The sequence below is a fragment of the Solibacillus sp. FSL R7-0682 genome, assembly GCF_038005985.1.
GTDB lineage: Bacteria > Bacillota > Bacilli > Bacillales_A > Planococcaceae > Solibacillus.
The window spans coordinates 1,737,104-1,754,261 of record NZ_JBBOUI010000001.1; the positions used below are offsets into that span (position 1 = coordinate 1,737,104).

The window sequence follows — 17,158 nt, forward strand, 5'->3', positions numbered from 1 at the left end:
TTTTTCTTTATTGTCAGAACATTCTCGTGTAGAATGTAGTACAGAACTATAACAAGGGGGGAAGCTAGTAAGCGTCCACATGTCAACTAATATGAAAGAAATCGAATTTCAATCGGCTAGTTATGGAGAGTGGCAAGAACAGGCAATCAAAGCGTTAAAAGGAAAGCCGTTTGAATCACTTTTTACGAAGACGATTGAAAATATCACATTAGAACCACTTTATACGCAGGAAAGCTTAATTGAAAAATTAGGGGAGCAATTAGACAAGCAAGTATCGACAATCCGTACGCTTTCTAATTCAACAAGCTTTGAAATTGCACAGCAAATTGTAGGAACAAATGCAGAAAGCTTTTTTAAAAATATGGAGGAAAGCTTAGCGCGGGGGAATCAAGTAATTACAATAAACAGCCCAACATCATTTGAGTGGACTGAAGATGTAATTACAAAATTAGCGGGTTATTTTTCTGAACATTCATTTAAAATTACAATCCAATCAACTGACGATACTTTGTTAAGCGTTTTCAATAAAATTGATGTATCAATACGTAATGATGTTAAAGGTTACATCGTTGCACCAGAAAATGTGGACTTAAAAGACTATCCTAACGTGCGTACGTACGTAGCAAATACAATCCCATTCCATAATGATGGAGCAAATGTTGTACAGGAGTTAGCGATTGCATTAGCACAAGCTTCTCAACTCGTTAAGGAAACACAGGACTATAAAGCATTTGAAAACAAATTCTTTGTTCAATTTGCAGTAGATACGCAGTTCTTTACAGAAGTTGCAAAAATTCGCGCATTTAAAGTGTTATGGAAAGCGTTTGCTTCAGGATTCGGCAATGAAGCAAGCGCTGTCCCAGTAGTAGTTGAAACATCTGTCCGAAGCTTTTCGAAACTCGATGTTTATGTAAATCTACTACGCGCAGGCAACGAGGCCTTCTCAGCGGCAATCGGTGGAGCTGATGTAATTACGGTTCATCCACATGATTGTTTAACGAAAGAAACAGATCAATCCGTGCGTATTGCTCGTAACGTGTCCCTCGTTACGAAGGAAGAGTCTCACGTGTTAAATGTACTTGATCCAGCAGGTGGCTCATATTTCGTTGAGTCATTAACAGCGGATTACGTGAAGGCGGCATGGGCATTATTTTTAGAAATAGAAAACGTAGGTGGGTTAGAGGCGTATGCAGCAATTAACGCACAAATCGAGGAAGTGTATGCTACTCGAATTAAAGCAGTAGAAACACGTAAACATTCATTAATCGGTACAAATATTTATGCCAATCCCGTGGATGAGCTAGCAACTGAAGAAAACGCTCAGTTTGCTGAGGTGAAGCGTCTAGCGATTCCATTTGAAGATTTACGTACAAGCTTCAAGCAAGTAGGTTTAAAACCAGCGATTTTAACTTATGGTCAGTTGAAAAACTATAAGCCACGTGCAGATTTTGTTCAAGGCTTCTTTGCTACTGCAGGTGTTGTCGCGGAGCAAACGGATGGCTTCCAAACAATTGAAGAAGCAAAAGCTTGGTTAAATAAAACAGATTTTAATTACGTAGTAGTGGCAGCGACAGATGATGACACAAAAGCGTTAATTCCAGTCTTACTTGAAGGGAAAAAGGCTTCCATCGTACTTGATGCTGCGGGTAAATATAAAGAAGAAGAAGCAGCATGGCTTACTGCAGGCTTAAACGGCTTTATTTTTGCCGGTCAAAACATCGTTCAAAAGCTAAATGATGTAGTCGTGAGCGTGAAGGGGGCACAACAATGATAAAAGCAAATTTTGAATCTGTTGTTATCGAAGACGTATTAAGTCAAGAGCAACTAACTTCAACAGGCTCATTTATGACAAATGAAGGAATCGAAGTGAAATCTGTTTATAATGCAGAGGATATTAAAGATGCTAAGCATACGAAAGACGTTGCTGGTATTGCACCAAATACACGTGGACCATACCCAACAATGTACGTTGCGCGTCCTTGGACAGTGCGTCAGTATGCGGGTTTCTCTACAGCGGAAGAATCAAATGCCTTTTATCGTCGAAACTTAGCGATGGGGCAAAAAGGTTTATCAGTTGCCTTCGACTTAGCTACACACCGTGGCTATGACTCGGATCACCCACGAGTAAAGGGTGATGTCGGAAAAGCTGGGGTAGCCATCGACTCAATCGAGGATATGAAAATTTTATTTGACGGGATTCCACTTGATCAAATGTCAGTCTCGATGACAATGAATGGCGCAGTATTACCAATTTTGGCATTCTACATTGTCGCTGCTGAAGAGCAAGGTGTAACTCCTGACAAATTAGCGGGTACAATCCAAAATGACATTTTAAAAGAGTACATGGTGCGTAACACATACATTTATCCACCAGCGATGTCGATGAAAATTATCGCGGATATTTTCGAATATACGGCAAAATTCATGCCAAAATTCAATTCGATTTCAATTTCTGGATACCACATTCAAGAAGCTGGTGCGACAAATGATATCGAACTTGCATACACATTAGCTGATGGGCTTGAATATGTACGTACAGGGTTAAAGGCGGGTATTGATATTGATGCCTTTGCACCACGTTTATCATTCTTCTGGGCAATCGGTATGAATTACTACATGGAAATTGCAAAAATGCGTGCAGCACGTCGTATTTGGGCGCAAATGATGTCAACGTTCAATCCGAAAAACCCAAAAACATTAGCATTACGTACCCACTCACAAACGTCTGGATGGTCCTTAACAGAGCAAGATCCATTCAACAATGTGACACGTACATTAATCGAAGCAAACGCAGCAGCTATGGGTCATACCCAATCTCTTCACACGAATGCGTTAGACGAAGCGATTGCGTTACCGACAGATTTCTCTGCTCGTATTGCACGTAATACACAGCTTTTCCTACAAGAAGAAACAGGCATGACGAAAGTAATCGATCCATGGGGCGGTTCTTACTATGTAGAAAAATTAACAGAAGAATTAACAGAAAAAGCATGGGCATTGATCGAGGAAATCGAACAGCTTGGCGGAATGGCGAAAGCAATCGAAACAGGTCTTCCAAAAATGAAGGTTGAAGAAGCTGCTGCAAAACGTCAAGCGAAAATCGACTCAAAAACAGAAACAATTGTTGGCGTAAACAAATATCGTTTAACAGAAGAAGAGCCGTTAGACATTTTAGACATCGATAATGCGATCGTACGTGAAGCTCAAATTGATCGTCTTGAAAAAATGAAAGCAAACCGTGACGAACAAGAAGTGCAAAAGCATTTAGCACGCTTAACAAAAGCCGCACAGGATGGTTCGGAAAACTTACTTGCTATCGCAGTAGATGCGGCACGTGCGCGTGCTTCATTAGGTGAAATTTCTGATGCAATTGAAGCGGTATCAGGTCGACATAAAGCAATCATTCGCTCAATTTCAGGTGTGTATTCTGCAAACTTCTCTGATGACGAAATGATTTCAGAAGTAAAGCAAATGACTGAGGACTTCTTAGAAGCTGAAGGTCGACGTCCACGTATTCTCGTAGCGAAAATGGGTCAAGATGGTCATGACCGCGGTGCAAAAGTTGTCGCAACAGGCTATGCCGACTTAGGGTTTGACGTCGACATTTCACCATTATTCATGACGCCAGAAGAAACAGCGCAAATGGCTAATGAAAATGACGTGCACTGTGTTGGCGTTTCAAGCTTAGCGGCAGGTCACAAAACATTAGTACCAGAACTTGTTGCAGAGCTTAAAAAGCTTGGACGTGAAGATATCATTGTTATTTGTGGAGGGGTAATTCCAGCACAAGATTATGATTTCTTATATGAAGCCGGTGCGGTTGCCATCTTTGGACCAGGATCTGTTATCCCAGTTTCAGCGATGCGAATTATTGAAGAAATTTATAAAAAGCTTGGCTACGAGGAAGTGGCAGAATAATGACGAAAGCGAGTCAAGAGCAGAGCGCTTTATTTGTCATGGAAGGTGTGAAGGGTGGTCATGATGGTATGAGCTATTCAAACCCGAAAAAATTCCGTAAAAAAAAGCAGGATCATCTTGATATTTCGAAATTAGCGAAGGAAGTGCGCGTAGGTGATCGCACTTCCTTAGCAAAAGCAATTACCCTCATTGAAAGTTCGAACAGTGCACATAAAGAGGACGCTCAGAAATTACTACAGGAGCTATTGCCCTATACAGGCAACAGTATTCGTATTGGTATAACAGGGGTACCAGGTGCTGGAAAAAGTTCGTTCATCGAGGCGTTTGGTACGATGCTTTGTAAAATGGGCAAAAGGGTTGCGGTCCTTGCAATCGACCCAAGTTCGTCTTTGTCAGGTGGAAGTATTTTAGGGGATAAAACTCGGATGGAAGAGCTCGTTCGTCAACCGAATGCGTTTGTTCGCCCATCGCCAAGTGCTGGTACATTAGGTGGTGTTCATAAAAAATCCCGTGAAACGATGCTTATTTGTGAAGCGGCTGGCTATGACGTTATCTTAATAGAAACAGTAGGTGTTGGCCAGAGTGAGACATATGTACGCGGTATGGTCGATTTCTTCCTATTGCTTGTATTAACCGGTGCAGGGGATGAGCTACAAGGGATGAAGAAGGGAATTATGGAGCTTGCTGACGGTATCGTTGTGCATAAAGCGGATGGTGACAATGTCCGTTTTGCACGTCGTACGATGCAAGAATATAAGCAAATCCTTCATTTTTTACAGCCAGCAACACCAGGCTGGATGAGTACAGCTTTAACCGTTTCTTCGTTGGAGAAAAAAGGGCTTGATGATGTTTGGAATATGCTAATGGATTTCGAAAAAACGGGAAAGGATACAAATTATTGGTCAATTAGACGCCATGAGCAAACGCGTGACTGGTTCCATTCAATGATTACCGACCAATTAATTGACTCGTTTTATCAAAATTCGGAGCGAAAAAAACAAGTCCGTTCATTGGAAGAAGATATCCTTCATGGACGCTTAACTGTCACACAAGGTGTAAACGCGCTATTTGACGAAAAAGAATAGCGGGTTTTGTAATCACTGGTCTTTGCAGTTCGGAAGTAACCTTGCTATGATAATAGGGAACTTTGAAAGGAGCTAAAAAGCTTATGAATATGGACTATGATTTATTTATGCAACAAATTACAAACACTGCTCGTGCAGAAATGGAAGCAGCAGGCTACGAACAGCTTCGCACACCAGAAGATGTAGAGGCAGCCTTTGAACGTAAAGGAACTACATTAGTAATGGTCAATTCTGTATGTGGATGTGCAGGCGGTATCGCTCGTCCAGCAGCAGGGGCAGCTGTCCACTATGACAAGCGTCCAGACCATTTAGTAACAGTATTTGCAGGACAAGACAAAGAAGCAACTGCTGCTGCACGTTACTTATTCGGTGAAGATCATATCCCATCATCACCATCATTTGTTTTATTAAAAGATGGACAAGTAGTAGCAGAAGTAGGTCGCTATGAAATCGAAGGTCATGACCCAATGTCAGTCGTAACAAACTTACAAGGCAACTTCGAAGAATATTGCGAAGAAGTTTAAGAGATTAACTGTTAGTGTGCGGGGTTAGTTTTTTAACCCCAATCACTCCTAATGAAATGGGGAGTATTTCCGATATGAAGAAATTTTCAATCGGCTATCGTACACTTAAAACGGCGCTCGGCACTTCTATTGCGATAGCGATCGCGAGCTATTTTGATCTACAATTTTTTACTGCAGCAGGTATTTTAACAATTCTCTGCATTCAACCAACAAAACGCAAATCCGTGCATGCTGTGTATACACGCATCATATCAAGTCTTGTCGGCATGACATATGCATTCATATTTTTCGAAATATTCGGATATTCGCCAATTGTATTAGGCATTGTCTTATTGCTCTTTATTCCAACAATTGTCTCGCTTGGAGTAGCAGAGGGCTTTGTCTCAAGTGCGGTTATTATGATGCATATATTTTTAACGGCAAACTTTACAGTGGATTTATTTATAAATGAAATTGCTTTAATGGCAATTGGATTCGGTATGGGCTTAATAGTGAATATGTATATGCCAGATATTAGTAAGGAACTAAATAATCATCGTGAAAAAATCGAACATTTATACAAAAAAATACTAGCAGAAATTGCCAGTTATTTACGAAATGGCGATACGATGTGGGATGGGAAGGAACTAATTGAAGCGGCAAAGGTGCTGGATGCTGCAAAGGCACTCGCATTCCAAGATGTACAAAATCACTTAACGCGTAAAGATAATATTTATTATGTGTATTTTGATATGCGTGAAAAGCAGCTAGAAATAATTGAGCGTGTACTACCGAAAATTACTGCTTTGCCTGTAATGACCGAACAAGCACCATTAATAGCGGCTTTTTTAGAAGATGTAAGTGAGCATGTTCACTCTGGCAATACCGCCAATCATTTCTTAGAGAAGTTGGACAACGTAAAAGACGAGTTTGCAAAGATGCCATTGCCTAAAGATCATGAAACCTTTTTAGCGATGGCAGCGATGTATCAGTTTATTGAAGAGATGGATGAATATCTAGTAATTAAACAATCGTTTAGAGGATTTAGAGGATTGAAATAAAAAACGGATGTTAAAATTTAACATCCGCTACATGATTGCTGCGACACCCATTGCAACAGTTGAGATTAACATAATCACAACCATTGAGTAAACGACTATTTTCTGAAACTTTTTGTTGCTCATTTTTTTCGCTCCTTCATGGTGAACTAGTACTAGTTTATCAAATCTCAAGGAATTCTCAAGTACATTTTACTTCTGAAAGGCATGTCTATTTACCAAAGGAAGCAAAATGTCTCCGACGGATGTCACAAATTCGGTAAAAGCATTTTGTAAAAGCCCAAAGCCGTATTCGGACCTGGATTTTTGCCTTAGCAAAATATTCGTACATTTTCGAAATTATTAAATTTTTATTAGGGGAGTCATAATCGTGGAAAAAGTAGATCACATTGGTATCGCAGTCCGCAATATAGAAGAACGGATTACATACTACACAGAAACGTTAGGCTTAAAATTGTTAAAAGTAGAAGAAGTAGAGTCACAGCAAGTGAAGGTAGCATTTATTGATGCTGGTAACGTGAAAATTGAACTATTAGAGCCAATGAGTGAAAAAAGTGCAATTCATGGCTTTTTAGAAAAACGAGGAGAAGGTATTCACCATGTTGCATTTGGCGTAACGGGGATTCGTGAGCGCATGGCAGAACTTCGTGAAAAGGGTGTTCGTTTATTATCTGACGAGCCAGGTCCTGGGGCTGGTGGTGCGGAAGTAGCGTTTTTACATCCAAAGGACTCGTATGGTGTACTTTATGAATTATGTGATAAAAGCAAAAAAGGGGACAAATAATAATGACAGTTACAATGGATATGTTTGACAAAATCAATGAGCTTTATGATCGTAAGGAATTAATCCAACTAGGTGGTGGCGATTCACGAATTGAAAAGCAACATGAAAAGGGTAAAATGACAGCTCGTGAGCGTATCGAAATGTTATTAGATGAAGGTACATTCGTTGAAATTAACCCATTCATCACACACCGTACTGTAGACTTTGGTATGGAAAAATTAGAAGGACCTGGTGATGGTGTTGTCACTGGTTTTGGTAAAATTAATGGTCGTAACATTTACTTATTCGCTCAGGACTTCACTGTATTTGGTGGTGCACTTGGGGAAATGCACGCCAAAAAAATTGCAGCAGTCATGGATTTAGCAGCTAAAAACGGAACACCATTTATCGGAATTAACGATTCTGGCGGTGCACGTATTCAAGAAGGCGTACTTTCATTAGACGGCTATGGTCATATTTTCTATCGTAACTCGATTTACTCTGGTGTGATTCCACAAATCTCAGTTATTATGGGGCCATGTGCAGGCGGCGCGGTATATTCACCAGCAATTACAGACTTTATTTTAATGGTCGACAAAACATCTCAAATGTTCATCACTGGACCAAAAGTTATTGAAACCGTAACAGGTGAAAAGATTTCTTCTGAAGGCTTAGGTGGGTCAAAAGTGCATAATGCTATTTCGGGTAATGCACACTTCCGCGCTGAAAACGAAGAGGCGGCAATTGCTCAAATTCAGCAATTACTTTCTTACCTACCACAAAACAACAAAGAAAAAGCACCGAAGCAACTAGCTCCAGAAGGCGACAACTACCGTTCAGAGTTAGTGGATGTTGTGCCAATCGACCAAACAAAATCTTATGATGTGCGTAAAGTTGTAGAACAAGTAGTAGATGAAGGCTCGTTCATGGAAGTTCAAAAAGAGTTTGCGAAAAACATCGTAGTAGGATTTGCTCGTATTGCTGGAGAATCAGTTGGATTAGTTTGTAACCAACCGAAATTCCTAGCAGGTGGACTTGATATCGACTCTTCTGACAAGCTAGCACGTTTCGTACGTACATGTGATGCATTTAACGTACCTGTAATTACATTTGAGGATGTATCTGGATTCTTCCCAGGAGTTAAGCAGGAGCATGGTGGTATTATCCGTCACGGTGCAAAAATCCTTTATGCTTATTCAGAAGCAACTGTACCGAAAATTACAGTTATTTTACGAAAAGCATATGGTGGGGCATATGTTGCGTTAAACTCAAAAGCAATTGGTGCTGACTTAGTATTTGCATGGCCGAACGCTGAAATCGCGGTAATGGGTGCAGCAGGTGCAGCAAACATTATCCATGCAGGTGAAATTGCAAAATCAGCAGATCCAGAAGCAACACGTGCCGCCAAAATTGAAGAATACAAAGAAAAATTCGCAAACCCTTATGTGGCAGCATCACGTGGTATGGTAGATGATGTAATCGACCCACGTGAAACACGTATTAAATTAATTCAAGCATTAGATATGCTATCAACAAAGCAGGAAGATCGCCCATACAAAAAACACGGCAATATTCCACTTTGATTTTTACAAGGCGTACAGTAAGGAATACTTATTGTACGCTTTTTCTGCCTAGTATGGATTCAATCTAAAAAGAAAGTAGGAAAAGTTATGATTCCTTCTGTATATGACCAAGTGAACAGTTTTAGTAAATATGATGAATTCTTTTTAGCGCTTTTAGAACGAATAAATGTAAAAAAGTTGGCTGATTTAGGATGTGGTACTGGTCGTTTAACAAGGTATTTTGCCGAAGCGGGTTATCAAATTACAGCCGTTGATCCAAATGAAGAAGCAATAGAAATTGCAAAAACAAAAGGATTTGACGAACAGGTGGAATGGGTTGTTGGTGATAGTACGTATTTACAATCGAATAGCTTTGATACTGTTATTATGACAGCCAACGTTGCACAAGTATTTCTGACCGATGAAAGCTGGGAAAAAGTAATCTTTGATGTCTATAATTCTCTAAAGCCGGGAGGACACTTTATATTTGATACTCGGAACCCCCTTACAAAAGTTTGGGAAAGCTGGCAGCTTGATACGACACCAGATTACGTAGTAGATGAAAAAAGTGGGGAATCTCTAAAAATACTTACTCACTATGAAGACTATGTAGATGGGGTCTTTACCTTCTATGAAACCGTAAAAAATGCTACTACAAATGAGATTTTAGACCAAGTTAAAATGCAGTTAAAATTTCGAACAGAAGAAGCATTACATCATTCATTAACTCAAGTTGGGTTTTCAGACATTGTAAACTATGGAGATGCGCAGTTTGAACGCGCAACAAACACATCAAATTCATTCATTTTTCATTGTATAAAATAATCGCCTAACATTAAAAAACAGCCTTTATGCATAAGAAAGGCTGTTTTTACTATGCTTGTTACATATCTAAAGTTTGATTTGTACTACTATTGGAATTTGCATGGTCTTCATTACCAACTATTTTTTTCACCATGTTTACAACTGATTTTATAGTTGCACCTGTATCCCAATATTCTGCTGAATCGATATGAACTTTAATTAATGTAAGGTTAGGGTCTGTATAGTCCATGCCAAACATCTTTTCATATGCTTTATTCCAATATTTCTTCTTTCGCTCTATATCGTCAACAATTTCCGCATTACCACTTAATGAGGCGTAGGATTTGTCGGCAATAATAACGTTAACTTCATCGTTATGCTTAATTTCATCATATTTCTCGGTATTTTTGGCTGTTAAAAACCATAAATCCCCATCAAATTCTACTTCCTGTAGTTGCATAGGGCGAGACACTAGTTTCCCTTCGTCATTAATAGTAACAAGCATTGCTACCTTTGCATTTTCAATAATTTTTTTTAATGTTTCAAAGGCGGCTGAATTTGATTCATGATTCATTGTGGATCACTCCTTTTCTATTCAACTATTTCACGAATGGGGAATATTTAAACATGGAATTTATATACGGTCTATGATTTTCCTGTATTAATCGTTTCTTATGCATAATAAAAATCCCGACTAGGAAAACTATCGGGATGCTGAACTATGATTTCATTAATTTTTTTTATTTTTACAATGTAGTGCAGCTAAATAGCCAAACGTCATACCCGGTCCTAACGTGGCACCTGGTCCTGGGTAAGATTGTCCCATAATCGAAGCTGAGCAGTTTCCACATGCATACACACCCTCAATCGCTGTTCCATCCTCCCGTATAACCTGTGCGTCCTTATCAATGACGACACCACCTTTTGTCCCAATATCACCGGGATACACTTTTAATGCATAAAACGGAGGATGATTTAATTCGAGTAAGTTTGGATTATTTAATGTTGGGTCGCCATAATACGTATCATGAGGCGTTTCCCCTCGATGGAAATCTAAATCTTTCCCATTTCGTGCAAATTCATTGAAGCGCTCGATTGTTTTTACTAGATTGCCTGCAGGTATGTTTAATTTTTCTTCCAGTTCACTTACGGTTTGCGCGGTATAGACGATTTGGTGTTCGTAATATGGCTTAGGGAAGTCCTGCATTGGGAACAGTCCAGCAAAAAGATAGCGTTTTTTCGTTCGAGCATCTAAAATAATCCAGGATGTAATGGCTTTTCCACCTGTTTTTTCGTTATGCTCATACATTTTATCGACAAATTCATGGTAAGGGGTTGGTTCATTAACATAACGATTTCCATTTTGATCCGTAATAATCATATTCGGAATCCCACGATCCGCTACTAAGAAAAATGGTCTTCCTTCATGGTCGATAATCGACGGAGCACCCCATACCCGGTCCATTAAGCCAAATTTTGCATCAAGTTTTTCAAATGGAGAAATAATATCACCTGTTTGACCAACAGGGGAGCTTGTCCATTCCGTCTTCTGCGGAGCAGGTAAAAAACGTTCACGAAGCTTTTGATTTCTGGAGAAACCACCTGAGCTAAAAATAACCCCGTTAGTCGCTTTAATCAAAATTTCCTTCCCATCTTTGATCGCTTTAATTCCAGTGACCTTATCCTCTTCGTAAACAAAATCAACGAACGGCGTTTCAATCCAAAGCTCACCATTTAATTCCTTATATGTTAAGGCCAACCGAGCAATTAGTGCTTGTCCTAATGCTGCATAATTCCTTTTTAGTAATAAGTGCTTGACTAGTCTCCAGCCTAATGTTAGGGATCGTGCTTTACCCGCCATCGTTCGTGTAATCATATTTACCTTTACAAAATCCTGTCCGGTCATGACGAAACCTTTTGTATCAATCGTCGGTTTAAGCAATAAATTCTTCCAATCGCCTAATTTATTTAGATCAATTATGAGAGGCTCAATGGAACGACCAGTTCCTTTCCCACCTGCTAAAGTAGGATAATAATCTGAATAATTTTTTGCGTAAGAAAAGCGCATGTGTTGACTTAAATCATGCATATAATCAAGCATTTCCACGCCTTTTTTTAAGTAGGTTTCCTTTATGTCATCGCTTACAATATTTCCAACTGTTGCATCTAAATACTTTTTTGCCTCTTCATAGGAATCAAAAACACCGGCCTCTACTAAATAACGATTGTTAGGAATCCACACCCCACCTCCAGATAGGGCGGATGCACCACCAAAATGCTTTTCTTTTTCGATTAAAAGGGTGGTTAAACCTTCATTTTTAGCGGTAATTGCCGCTGCAAACCCTGATGCTCCTGAACCGATAACTACGACGTCATATTCATAATTCCAACGCATTATTTATGACCTCCTTCTTGAATAATAAATTTCCATTTTTTTAAAGCTATCGCAACTATCATATTATTCAACTAGTTAATTCATGCTCTTTTTCTCAAAAGTGTTTCAATATTTTAACGGACAGTTGCACAATTATTGCGTTGGAAATAAAAAAATGCGCCCCTTTTTTGAACGCATAATAGTTATAGAAAAGCTGTATTTAGTAGTTGTTAATCCGTCACATTGGAAACTTTCCATGCAACGTTTGCTTTCTTCGGTTCCTTATCCAGCGGGTAATCGTGTTGCGCAATAATAAAGATGCCACCTTGTTCAATGCCGTGTCCATAATGTCTCATCTCTTCGGAAGAGAGATTCATATTACGTAAACTGATTTCATAAATATTTTGATTTAGTAAGATACTAAGCAATTGATCGAGAAAGTTACCTGCTACATGAATGTGAATATCTGTATTCATTTTTATTGATTGCAATGGGCGAATGTCCTTTGAAAAAATGTGAATGTCAAACTCAGAAAAGCCATGCCCCCTGATGATGTTTAGTTTTTCGATCGCTTCTTCAATAGAAAACACAAATGCAATTTCACGTCGATATTCCATTTTTTTCACATCCTTATATGCTTTTAATCATTTTAATGGATTTTAAAGGGATTGGGTAGTTAATCGAAGTACGCTCCATGGTAAAATAAAGGAAAAACCGTATGGAGGATAAGAATGTTTTTAAAATCTGTAAGGCTAAAGAAAGATCAAATTTTAAACTATGTGGATTATCCATTTTCCATCCCCTTTGTAAGGAGTATGGAGGAGCTTAATTTAGATGCGGCAGTTACGTTTTTTGTTGGTGAAAATGGTGCAGGTAAATCGACATTACTCGAAGCAATTGCTGAAAATATCGGCTTTAATCCAGCGGGAGGGAGTACACAAAATTTCCGAGCTTATGAAGTACATAAATCTGATTCGGCCCTTGGGGACTACGTAAAGCTATCTTGGTGGCCAAAAGTAACGAACGGCTTTTTTCTCCGAGCAGAAACTTTTTATCAATTTGCCTCTCACATTGATGAGGTGGACTTAACCGGTTATAAAGCATATGGAGGTAAGTCACTACATCATCAGTCTCACGGGGAATCTTTTTTTTCTTTATTTCAACACCGTTTTAATGGCAATGCGATTTATTTGCTAGACGAGCCAGAAGCAGCACTTTCTCCAATGCGTCAGCTTGCATTTTTAACACTGATCCATGACTTAGTAAAGGAGGAGAATGTACAGTTTATTATCGCTACTCATTCACCGATATTACTTGGTTATCCTGATGCAGTCATTTACCAATTTGATGAGCGAGGCATTGAACAAGTGACCTATGAACAAACCGAGCATTATCAAGTAACTTCTTATTTTTTACAGCACCGAGATAAAATGCTTAAGGAGTTATTTGAAGAATAATAACTATAAATTTAGAAAATTTCGAATCAAATTCCACGCTCCACTCGTATATCTGTATAAAGGGGGCGTTAGCACATGGGAAATTATTCGTTAAGTGAATTTGTAAAAACTACCCAGCAAGATCAGATGGAGAATGACTTTTTTGAGTTAGAAACGGAGCGCGTGCTTGAGGTGAACTTAAACGGTGAAGTATGGGCAAAAATGGGTTCTATGATTGCCTATGTAGGAAATATTAAATTTGAACGTGAGCGGATGCTCGAGCATGGGATGTCGAAAATGTTCAAGAAGGCATTAACTGGTGAAGGGACATCTTTAATGCGTGCGAAGGGGGAAGGACGCCTTTATTTAGCTGACCAAGGAAAAAAGGTTACTATTTTTGAGTTGTATAACGAAAGTCTTTGTGTAAACGGAAATGATTTACTCGCCTTTGAAAAGTCGATTGATTGGGATATTAAGCTCATGCGGAAAATGGCAGGGATACTATCAGGCGGTTTATTTAATGTAACGCTTAAAGGGAAAGGTAAAGTGGCGATTACAACTCATTTTGAGCCATTAACATTACTCGTAGAGCCTGGGGAACCGGTATATACCGATCCAAATGCAACGGTTGCATGGAGCGGCAATTTACAGCCTGAATTTGTAACGGATATTACGTTTCGTACTTTAATTGGTAGAGGCAGTAGTGAATCAATTCAAATGGCTTTTTCGGGTGAAGGGTTTGTCATCATTCAACCGTTTGAAGAAGTTTATTTTGAAAAAAGTTGATTTACAAAAGAGCCTAAATTAGTGGATTGACTAGTCGGAATATTTTGTGTGAAAGAGGTGTTATCATTGGAATGGCAACAATTACAGGCGCAAACGGAAAGCTATCGATTACAATTAATGGAGGCTGAAAAATTAAAGACGAAAAAAGAGACGGTGGAACGTTTAATCGTTCATGCTGAGCGTGACATTGAACGTTACCAGCTTGATATAAAATACGCTCAAAAAGAATTAAATAAGCTTGAGGGCTTTTCATTTGTGAATTTATTTCGAGAATGGACAGGAAAGAAAGATGCATTAATTGAACAACAGTTAGATGTTGTGGCAGTAAAAGAATTAAAACTTGTGGAAGCTCAATTAACTTTAGAGGATTTACAGGATGATTTAGTTGATATACTCCAAAAGCTTAATGCGATTCATGAGCCTTTCGTCGAACAAGAGTTGAAGCGTATCGAAAATAAAAAGCAATTTTATGTTATGCAACATGCGCCACAATTAGCGGAAAAGTTAACTGCTATTGCTGAACAGGAGCTGTTATTTAAACAGCTCATTAAGGAGATTCATGAAGCAATTGAAGCAGGACGCATCGCTTTAAGTGCGTTAACCGATGCTGGCTACGCACTGCATGAGGCAGAATCCTATTCCACATGGGATACATTTTTAGGGGGAGGCTTCATGGTAACAGCGTTGAAGCAAGGGAAATTGGACGAATCCAATGGTTATTTGCATCGTGCGCAAATGGCCTTGCAACGTTTTAGTAATGAACTATTGGACATAAAGGAAATACGTCACGGAGCTTTGCAAATTGATATAGATGGATTTGTGAAGTTTACCGATTATTTCTTCGATAATATTTTCACTGATTGGTCAATTCACTCGAAAATTTTAACATCAATTAATCAAATTTCAAGAGTTCAAGACGATGTTAATAATACAATCCAAGAGCTGCAACAAAAACTAAGTCTTACATTACGTAAGGAGAAGGAATTAGTAAAAGAAAAAGAAGAAATTTTAGGAGCAAATGACATTTCATTGTTTTTTCAAAAATAGAGGAGTAAAATAAAGCGTAAATTTGTTATTTCTAAAGGAGTTTTTCATAGATGAGTCGTTTAGTAGAAGAGTTTTTAGAGCTTGTTCAAATTGATTCGGAAACAAAGCACGAGGAAATCATCGCCCCAATTTTGGTCGAAAAGTTAGAAGAAATGGGCTTTGAAGTATACCAAGATGATGCACATACTCGTAATGGGCATGGCGCGGGAAATATTATTGCGACATTACATGGGGATGCGTCAATTGAGCCAATATACTTCACTGTACATATGGATACAGTTGTCCCAGGAAAGGGAATTAAGCCTGAAATTCGTGAAGACGGCTATATTTACTCAGATGGTACAACGATTTTAGGTGCAGATGATAAGGCAGGAATGGCAGCCTTATTTGAAATGGCACGACGAGTGAAAGAGAAAAATATACAGCACGGAACAATCCAGTTTGTTATTACAGCAGGTGAGGAAAGTGGATTAGTTGGAGCGAAGGAATTAGATCCATCAAAAATTATTGCTAAATACGGATTCGCTGTTGATAGTGATGGAAAAGTTGGTGGCATTGTCGTAGCTGCTCCATTCCAAGCGAAAGTATTTACAAAAGTAATTGGGAAGAAAGCACACGCAGGTGTAGCGCCGGAAAAGGGTATTTCTGCCATTACATTAGCCGCAAAAGCAATAGCACAAATGAAACTTGGTCGTTTAGATGAAGAAACGACGGCTAATATCGGTCGCTTTGAAGGCGGCCAGGCAACAAATATCGTTTGTGATGAAGTAACAATTATTGCGGAAGCCCGTTCGATTGATGAAGCAAAATTACAGGCTCAAACAGCGCACATGAAGGAAACTTTTGAGCGTGTAGCAAAAGAAAATGGGGGCCGTGCTGAAGTTGAAGTGAAGCTTATGTATCCAGGCTTCCGAGTTACGGAAGAAGACAAGGTAGTACAAGTTGCCAAGGCTGCAGTAGAAGCAGTTAATCGTACACCACAATTAGGTATTTCAGGTGGCGGTAGTGATGCAAATGTGATTGCTGGCTTTGGTATTCCAACAGTAAATTTATCCGTAGGGTATGAAGAAATTCATACGACTAATGAAAGAATGCCAATTGAGGAACTAGAAAAATTAGCTGATTTATTAGAAGCAATTATTATTCAAACAGTCAAATAAGAGGTGACCATATGGGTTTTGAAAAAGCAGTAGTATTTACTTGTGGAAATGAAGAATATGCGGTTCCAGTTGATCAAGTTGTGTCAATTGAAAAATTAGAACGCGTTACCCCCATTCCACATTTACCAGAATATTTATTAGGCTTTACTAGAATTCGTAACGAATTAACACCAGTCATCGATTTCCAACGAATTTTATATAATCGACCAACTAGTGGAAACGAATCGAAGGTTATTGTTTTATCAACAGATGTCATCAACTATGCTTTACTTGTAGGAGAGGCAAAAGAAATTCTTGATATTGCTGAAAATGACTTAAAGCAACTAGGTTTAGTCAATTACTCAAAAACACAATATTTCACAGCTGTTGCAAATTTAGAAGACCGTATGATTTCTTGTGTAGATCCAGTTATTTTAGTGAACTCACTAGAAGGGATTCGGGAAATTATCGATTACCTGTACAAAATGTTGGAAAATGAGCAGGAAGAAATAGCAAAGTAAATCTACCATCATTTAATGACGCAAACTTTAAATGAAGCCGTGATAAAATAAAAATACAATTTTTCTTTGAGGTGAGGAGAAAAGTTGTATTTTTTTGATGCGTGTAAATTTGAATTTCGTTCCCGGTCGCTTTCCACGGGCACGGCCTGAGCCTGTAGTCTC

At 38.9% G+C, this 17,158-nt stretch carries 17 protein-coding genes; 13 read left to right on the forward strand and 4 right to left on the reverse strand.

All coding sequences use genetic code 11. The annotated features are described in order from the left end of the window. Nucleotides 1-79 precede the first annotated feature (79 nt). The 5 genes from MKZ17_RS08915 (at nucleotide 80) to MKZ17_RS08935 (ending at nucleotide 6,567) form a co-directional block, all read left to right on the forward strand. Nucleotides 80-1,771, forward strand: a complete 1,692-nt coding sequence (locus MKZ17_RS08915; RefSeq protein WP_340723389.1) for a methylmalonyl-CoA mutase family protein — start codon at nucleotides 80-82, stop codon at nucleotides 1,769-1,771. Continuing rightward, entirely contained in the window at nucleotides 1,768-3,918 is a 2,151-nt protein-coding gene (scpA, locus tag MKZ17_RS08920) for a methylmalonyl-CoA mutase (protein ID WP_340723390.1), read from the forward strand. The genes MKZ17_RS08915 and scpA overlap by 4 nt, the downstream gene beginning before the upstream one ends. Continuing rightward, on the forward strand, nucleotides 3,918-5,003 hold the full coding sequence (gene meaB, locus MKZ17_RS08925; RefSeq protein WP_340723391.1) for a methylmalonyl Co-A mutase-associated GTPase MeaB: 1,086 nt from the start codon (nucleotides 3,918-3,920) through the stop codon (nucleotides 5,001-5,003). The genes scpA and meaB overlap by 1 nt, the downstream gene beginning before the upstream one ends. Nucleotides 5,004-5,086: 83 nt before the next feature. Next, complete coding sequence (locus tag MKZ17_RS08930) at nucleotides 5,087-5,527, forward strand: BrxA/BrxB family bacilliredoxin (protein ID WP_340723392.1); 441 nt, start codon at nucleotides 5,087-5,089, stop codon at nucleotides 5,525-5,527. 74 nt (nucleotides 5,528-5,601) lie between these two features. Next, nucleotides 5,602-6,567: an aromatic acid exporter family protein gene (locus tag MKZ17_RS08935; RefSeq protein WP_340723393.1), complete on the forward strand. Its 966-nt coding sequence runs from the start codon at nucleotides 5,602-5,604 to the stop codon at nucleotides 6,565-6,567. 27 nt (nucleotides 6,568-6,594) lie between these two features. Here the strand turns inward: MKZ17_RS08935 and prli42 are convergent, their stop codons facing one another. Beyond that, nucleotides 6,595-6,690, reverse strand: coding sequence for a stressosome-associated protein Prli42 (gene prli42, locus MKZ17_RS08940; RefSeq protein WP_008404197.1), 96 nt, complete (start codon nucleotides 6,688-6,690; stop codon nucleotides 6,595-6,597). Nucleotides 6,691-6,934: 244 nt separating this feature from the next. On the opposite strand from prli42, the gene mce reads away from it, so the two are divergent. From mce to MKZ17_RS08955, 3 genes are all read left to right on the forward strand, one after another. Next, nucleotides 6,935-7,348, forward strand: coding sequence for a methylmalonyl-CoA epimerase (gene mce, locus MKZ17_RS08945; protein WP_340723394.1), 414 nt, complete (start codon nucleotides 6,935-6,937; stop codon nucleotides 7,346-7,348). 14 nt (nucleotides 7,349-7,362) lie between these two features. Next, complete coding sequence (locus tag MKZ17_RS08950) at nucleotides 7,363-8,910, forward strand: acyl-CoA carboxylase subunit beta (RefSeq protein ID WP_340725526.1); 1,548 nt, start codon at nucleotides 7,363-7,365, stop codon at nucleotides 8,908-8,910. Nucleotides 8,911-8,997: 87 nt separating this feature from the next. Continuing rightward, nucleotides 8,998-9,714 (forward strand): class I SAM-dependent methyltransferase, encoded by a 717-nt coding sequence (locus MKZ17_RS08955; protein ID WP_340723395.1) that lies wholly within the window; start codon nucleotides 8,998-9,000, stop codon nucleotides 9,712-9,714. A 58-nt stretch (nucleotides 9,715-9,772) separates the two neighbouring features. On the opposite strand, the gene MKZ17_RS08960 is transcribed toward MKZ17_RS08955, so the two are convergent. The 3 genes from MKZ17_RS08960 to MKZ17_RS08970 all read right to left on the reverse strand — a co-directional run bounded on the left by MKZ17_RS08960 (nucleotide 9,773) and on the right by MKZ17_RS08970 (nucleotide 12,684). Continuing rightward, on the reverse strand, nucleotides 9,773-10,267 hold the full coding sequence (locus tag MKZ17_RS08960; RefSeq protein WP_340723396.1) for a pyridoxamine 5'-phosphate oxidase family protein: 495 nt from the start codon (nucleotides 10,265-10,267) through the stop codon (nucleotides 9,773-9,775). A gap of 156 nt (nucleotides 10,268-10,423) precedes the next feature. Continuing rightward, nucleotides 10,424-12,088, reverse strand: coding sequence for an FAD-dependent oxidoreductase (locus MKZ17_RS08965; protein WP_340723397.1), 1,665 nt, complete (start codon nucleotides 12,086-12,088; stop codon nucleotides 10,424-10,426). A gap of 209 nt (nucleotides 12,089-12,297) precedes the next feature. Then, nucleotides 12,298-12,684: a general stress protein gene (locus tag MKZ17_RS08970; RefSeq protein ID WP_340723398.1), complete on the reverse strand. Its 387-nt coding sequence runs from the start codon at nucleotides 12,682-12,684 to the stop codon at nucleotides 12,298-12,300. 114 nt (nucleotides 12,685-12,798) lie between these two features. Between MKZ17_RS08970 and MKZ17_RS08975 the strand changes: the two genes are divergently transcribed. From MKZ17_RS08975 to MKZ17_RS08995, 5 genes are all read left to right on the forward strand, one after another. Beyond that, nucleotides 12,799-13,524: an AAA family ATPase gene (locus tag MKZ17_RS08975; protein WP_340723399.1), complete on the forward strand. Its 726-nt coding sequence runs from the start codon at nucleotides 12,799-12,801 to the stop codon at nucleotides 13,522-13,524. A 75-nt stretch (nucleotides 13,525-13,599) separates the two neighbouring features. Continuing rightward, nucleotides 13,600-14,289, forward strand: coding sequence for an AIM24 family protein (locus MKZ17_RS08980; RefSeq protein ID WP_340723400.1), 690 nt, complete (start codon nucleotides 13,600-13,602; stop codon nucleotides 14,287-14,289). A gap of 57 nt (nucleotides 14,290-14,346) precedes the next feature. Next, nucleotides 14,347-15,336 (forward strand): hypothetical protein, encoded by a 990-nt coding sequence (locus MKZ17_RS08985; protein WP_340725527.1) that lies wholly within the window; start codon nucleotides 14,347-14,349, stop codon nucleotides 15,334-15,336. A 50-nt stretch (nucleotides 15,337-15,386) separates the two neighbouring features. After that, a complete protein-coding gene (locus MKZ17_RS08990; protein ID WP_340723401.1) occupies nucleotides 15,387-16,496 on the forward strand; it encodes a M20/M25/M40 family metallo-hydrolase in 1,110 nt (369 codons plus the stop codon). Between the two features lie 11 nt (nucleotides 16,497-16,507). Further along, a complete protein-coding gene (locus MKZ17_RS08995) occupies nucleotides 16,508-16,996 on the forward strand; it encodes a chemotaxis protein CheW (RefSeq protein ID WP_340723402.1) in 489 nt (162 codons plus the stop codon). The last annotated feature ends 162 nt before the right edge of the window (nucleotides 16,997-17,158 follow it).

Coding starts and splice junctions, on each gene's coding strand:
- MKZ17_RS08915 (WP_340723389.1), top strand. CDS start 80: ATGTCAACTAATATGAAAGAAATCGAATTTCAATCGGCTAGTTATGGA.
- scpA (WP_340723390.1), top strand. CDS start 1,768: ATGATAAAAGCAAATTTTGAATCTGTTGTTATCGAAGACGTATTAAGT.
- meaB (WP_340723391.1), top strand. CDS start 3,918: ATGACGAAAGCGAGTCAAGAGCAGAGCGCTTTATTTGTCATGGAAGGT.
- MKZ17_RS08930 (WP_340723392.1), top strand. CDS start 5,087: ATGAATATGGACTATGATTTATTTATGCAACAAATTACAAACACTGCT.
- MKZ17_RS08935 (WP_340723393.1), top strand. CDS start 5,602: ATGAAGAAATTTTCAATCGGCTATCGTACACTTAAAACGGCGCTCGGC.
- prli42 (WP_008404197.1), bottom strand. CDS start 6,690: ATGAGCAACAAAAAGTTTCAGAAAATAGTCGTTTACTCAATGGTTGTG.
- MKZ17_RS08950 (WP_340725526.1), top strand. CDS start 7,363: ATGGATATGTTTGACAAAATCAATGAGCTTTATGATCGTAAGGAATTA.
- MKZ17_RS08955 (WP_340723395.1), top strand. CDS start 8,998: ATGATTCCTTCTGTATATGACCAAGTGAACAGTTTTAGTAAATATGAT.
- MKZ17_RS08960 (WP_340723396.1), bottom strand. CDS start 10,267: ATGAATCATGAATCAAATTCAGCCGCCTTTGAAACATTAAAAAAAATT.
- MKZ17_RS08965 (WP_340723397.1), bottom strand. CDS start 12,088: ATGCGTTGGAATTATGAATATGACGTCGTAGTTATCGGTTCAGGAGCA.
- MKZ17_RS08970 (WP_340723398.1), bottom strand. CDS start 12,684: ATGGAATATCGACGTGAAATTGCATTTGTGTTTTCTATTGAAGAAGCG.
- MKZ17_RS08975 (WP_340723399.1), top strand. CDS start 12,799: ATGTTTTTAAAATCTGTAAGGCTAAAGAAAGATCAAATTTTAAACTAT.
- MKZ17_RS08980 (WP_340723400.1), top strand. CDS start 13,600: ATGGGAAATTATTCGTTAAGTGAATTTGTAAAAACTACCCAGCAAGAT.
- MKZ17_RS08990 (WP_340723401.1), top strand. CDS start 15,387: ATGAGTCGTTTAGTAGAAGAGTTTTTAGAGCTTGTTCAAATTGATTCG.
- MKZ17_RS08995 (WP_340723402.1), top strand. CDS start 16,508: ATGGGTTTTGAAAAAGCAGTAGTATTTACTTGTGGAAATGAAGAATAT.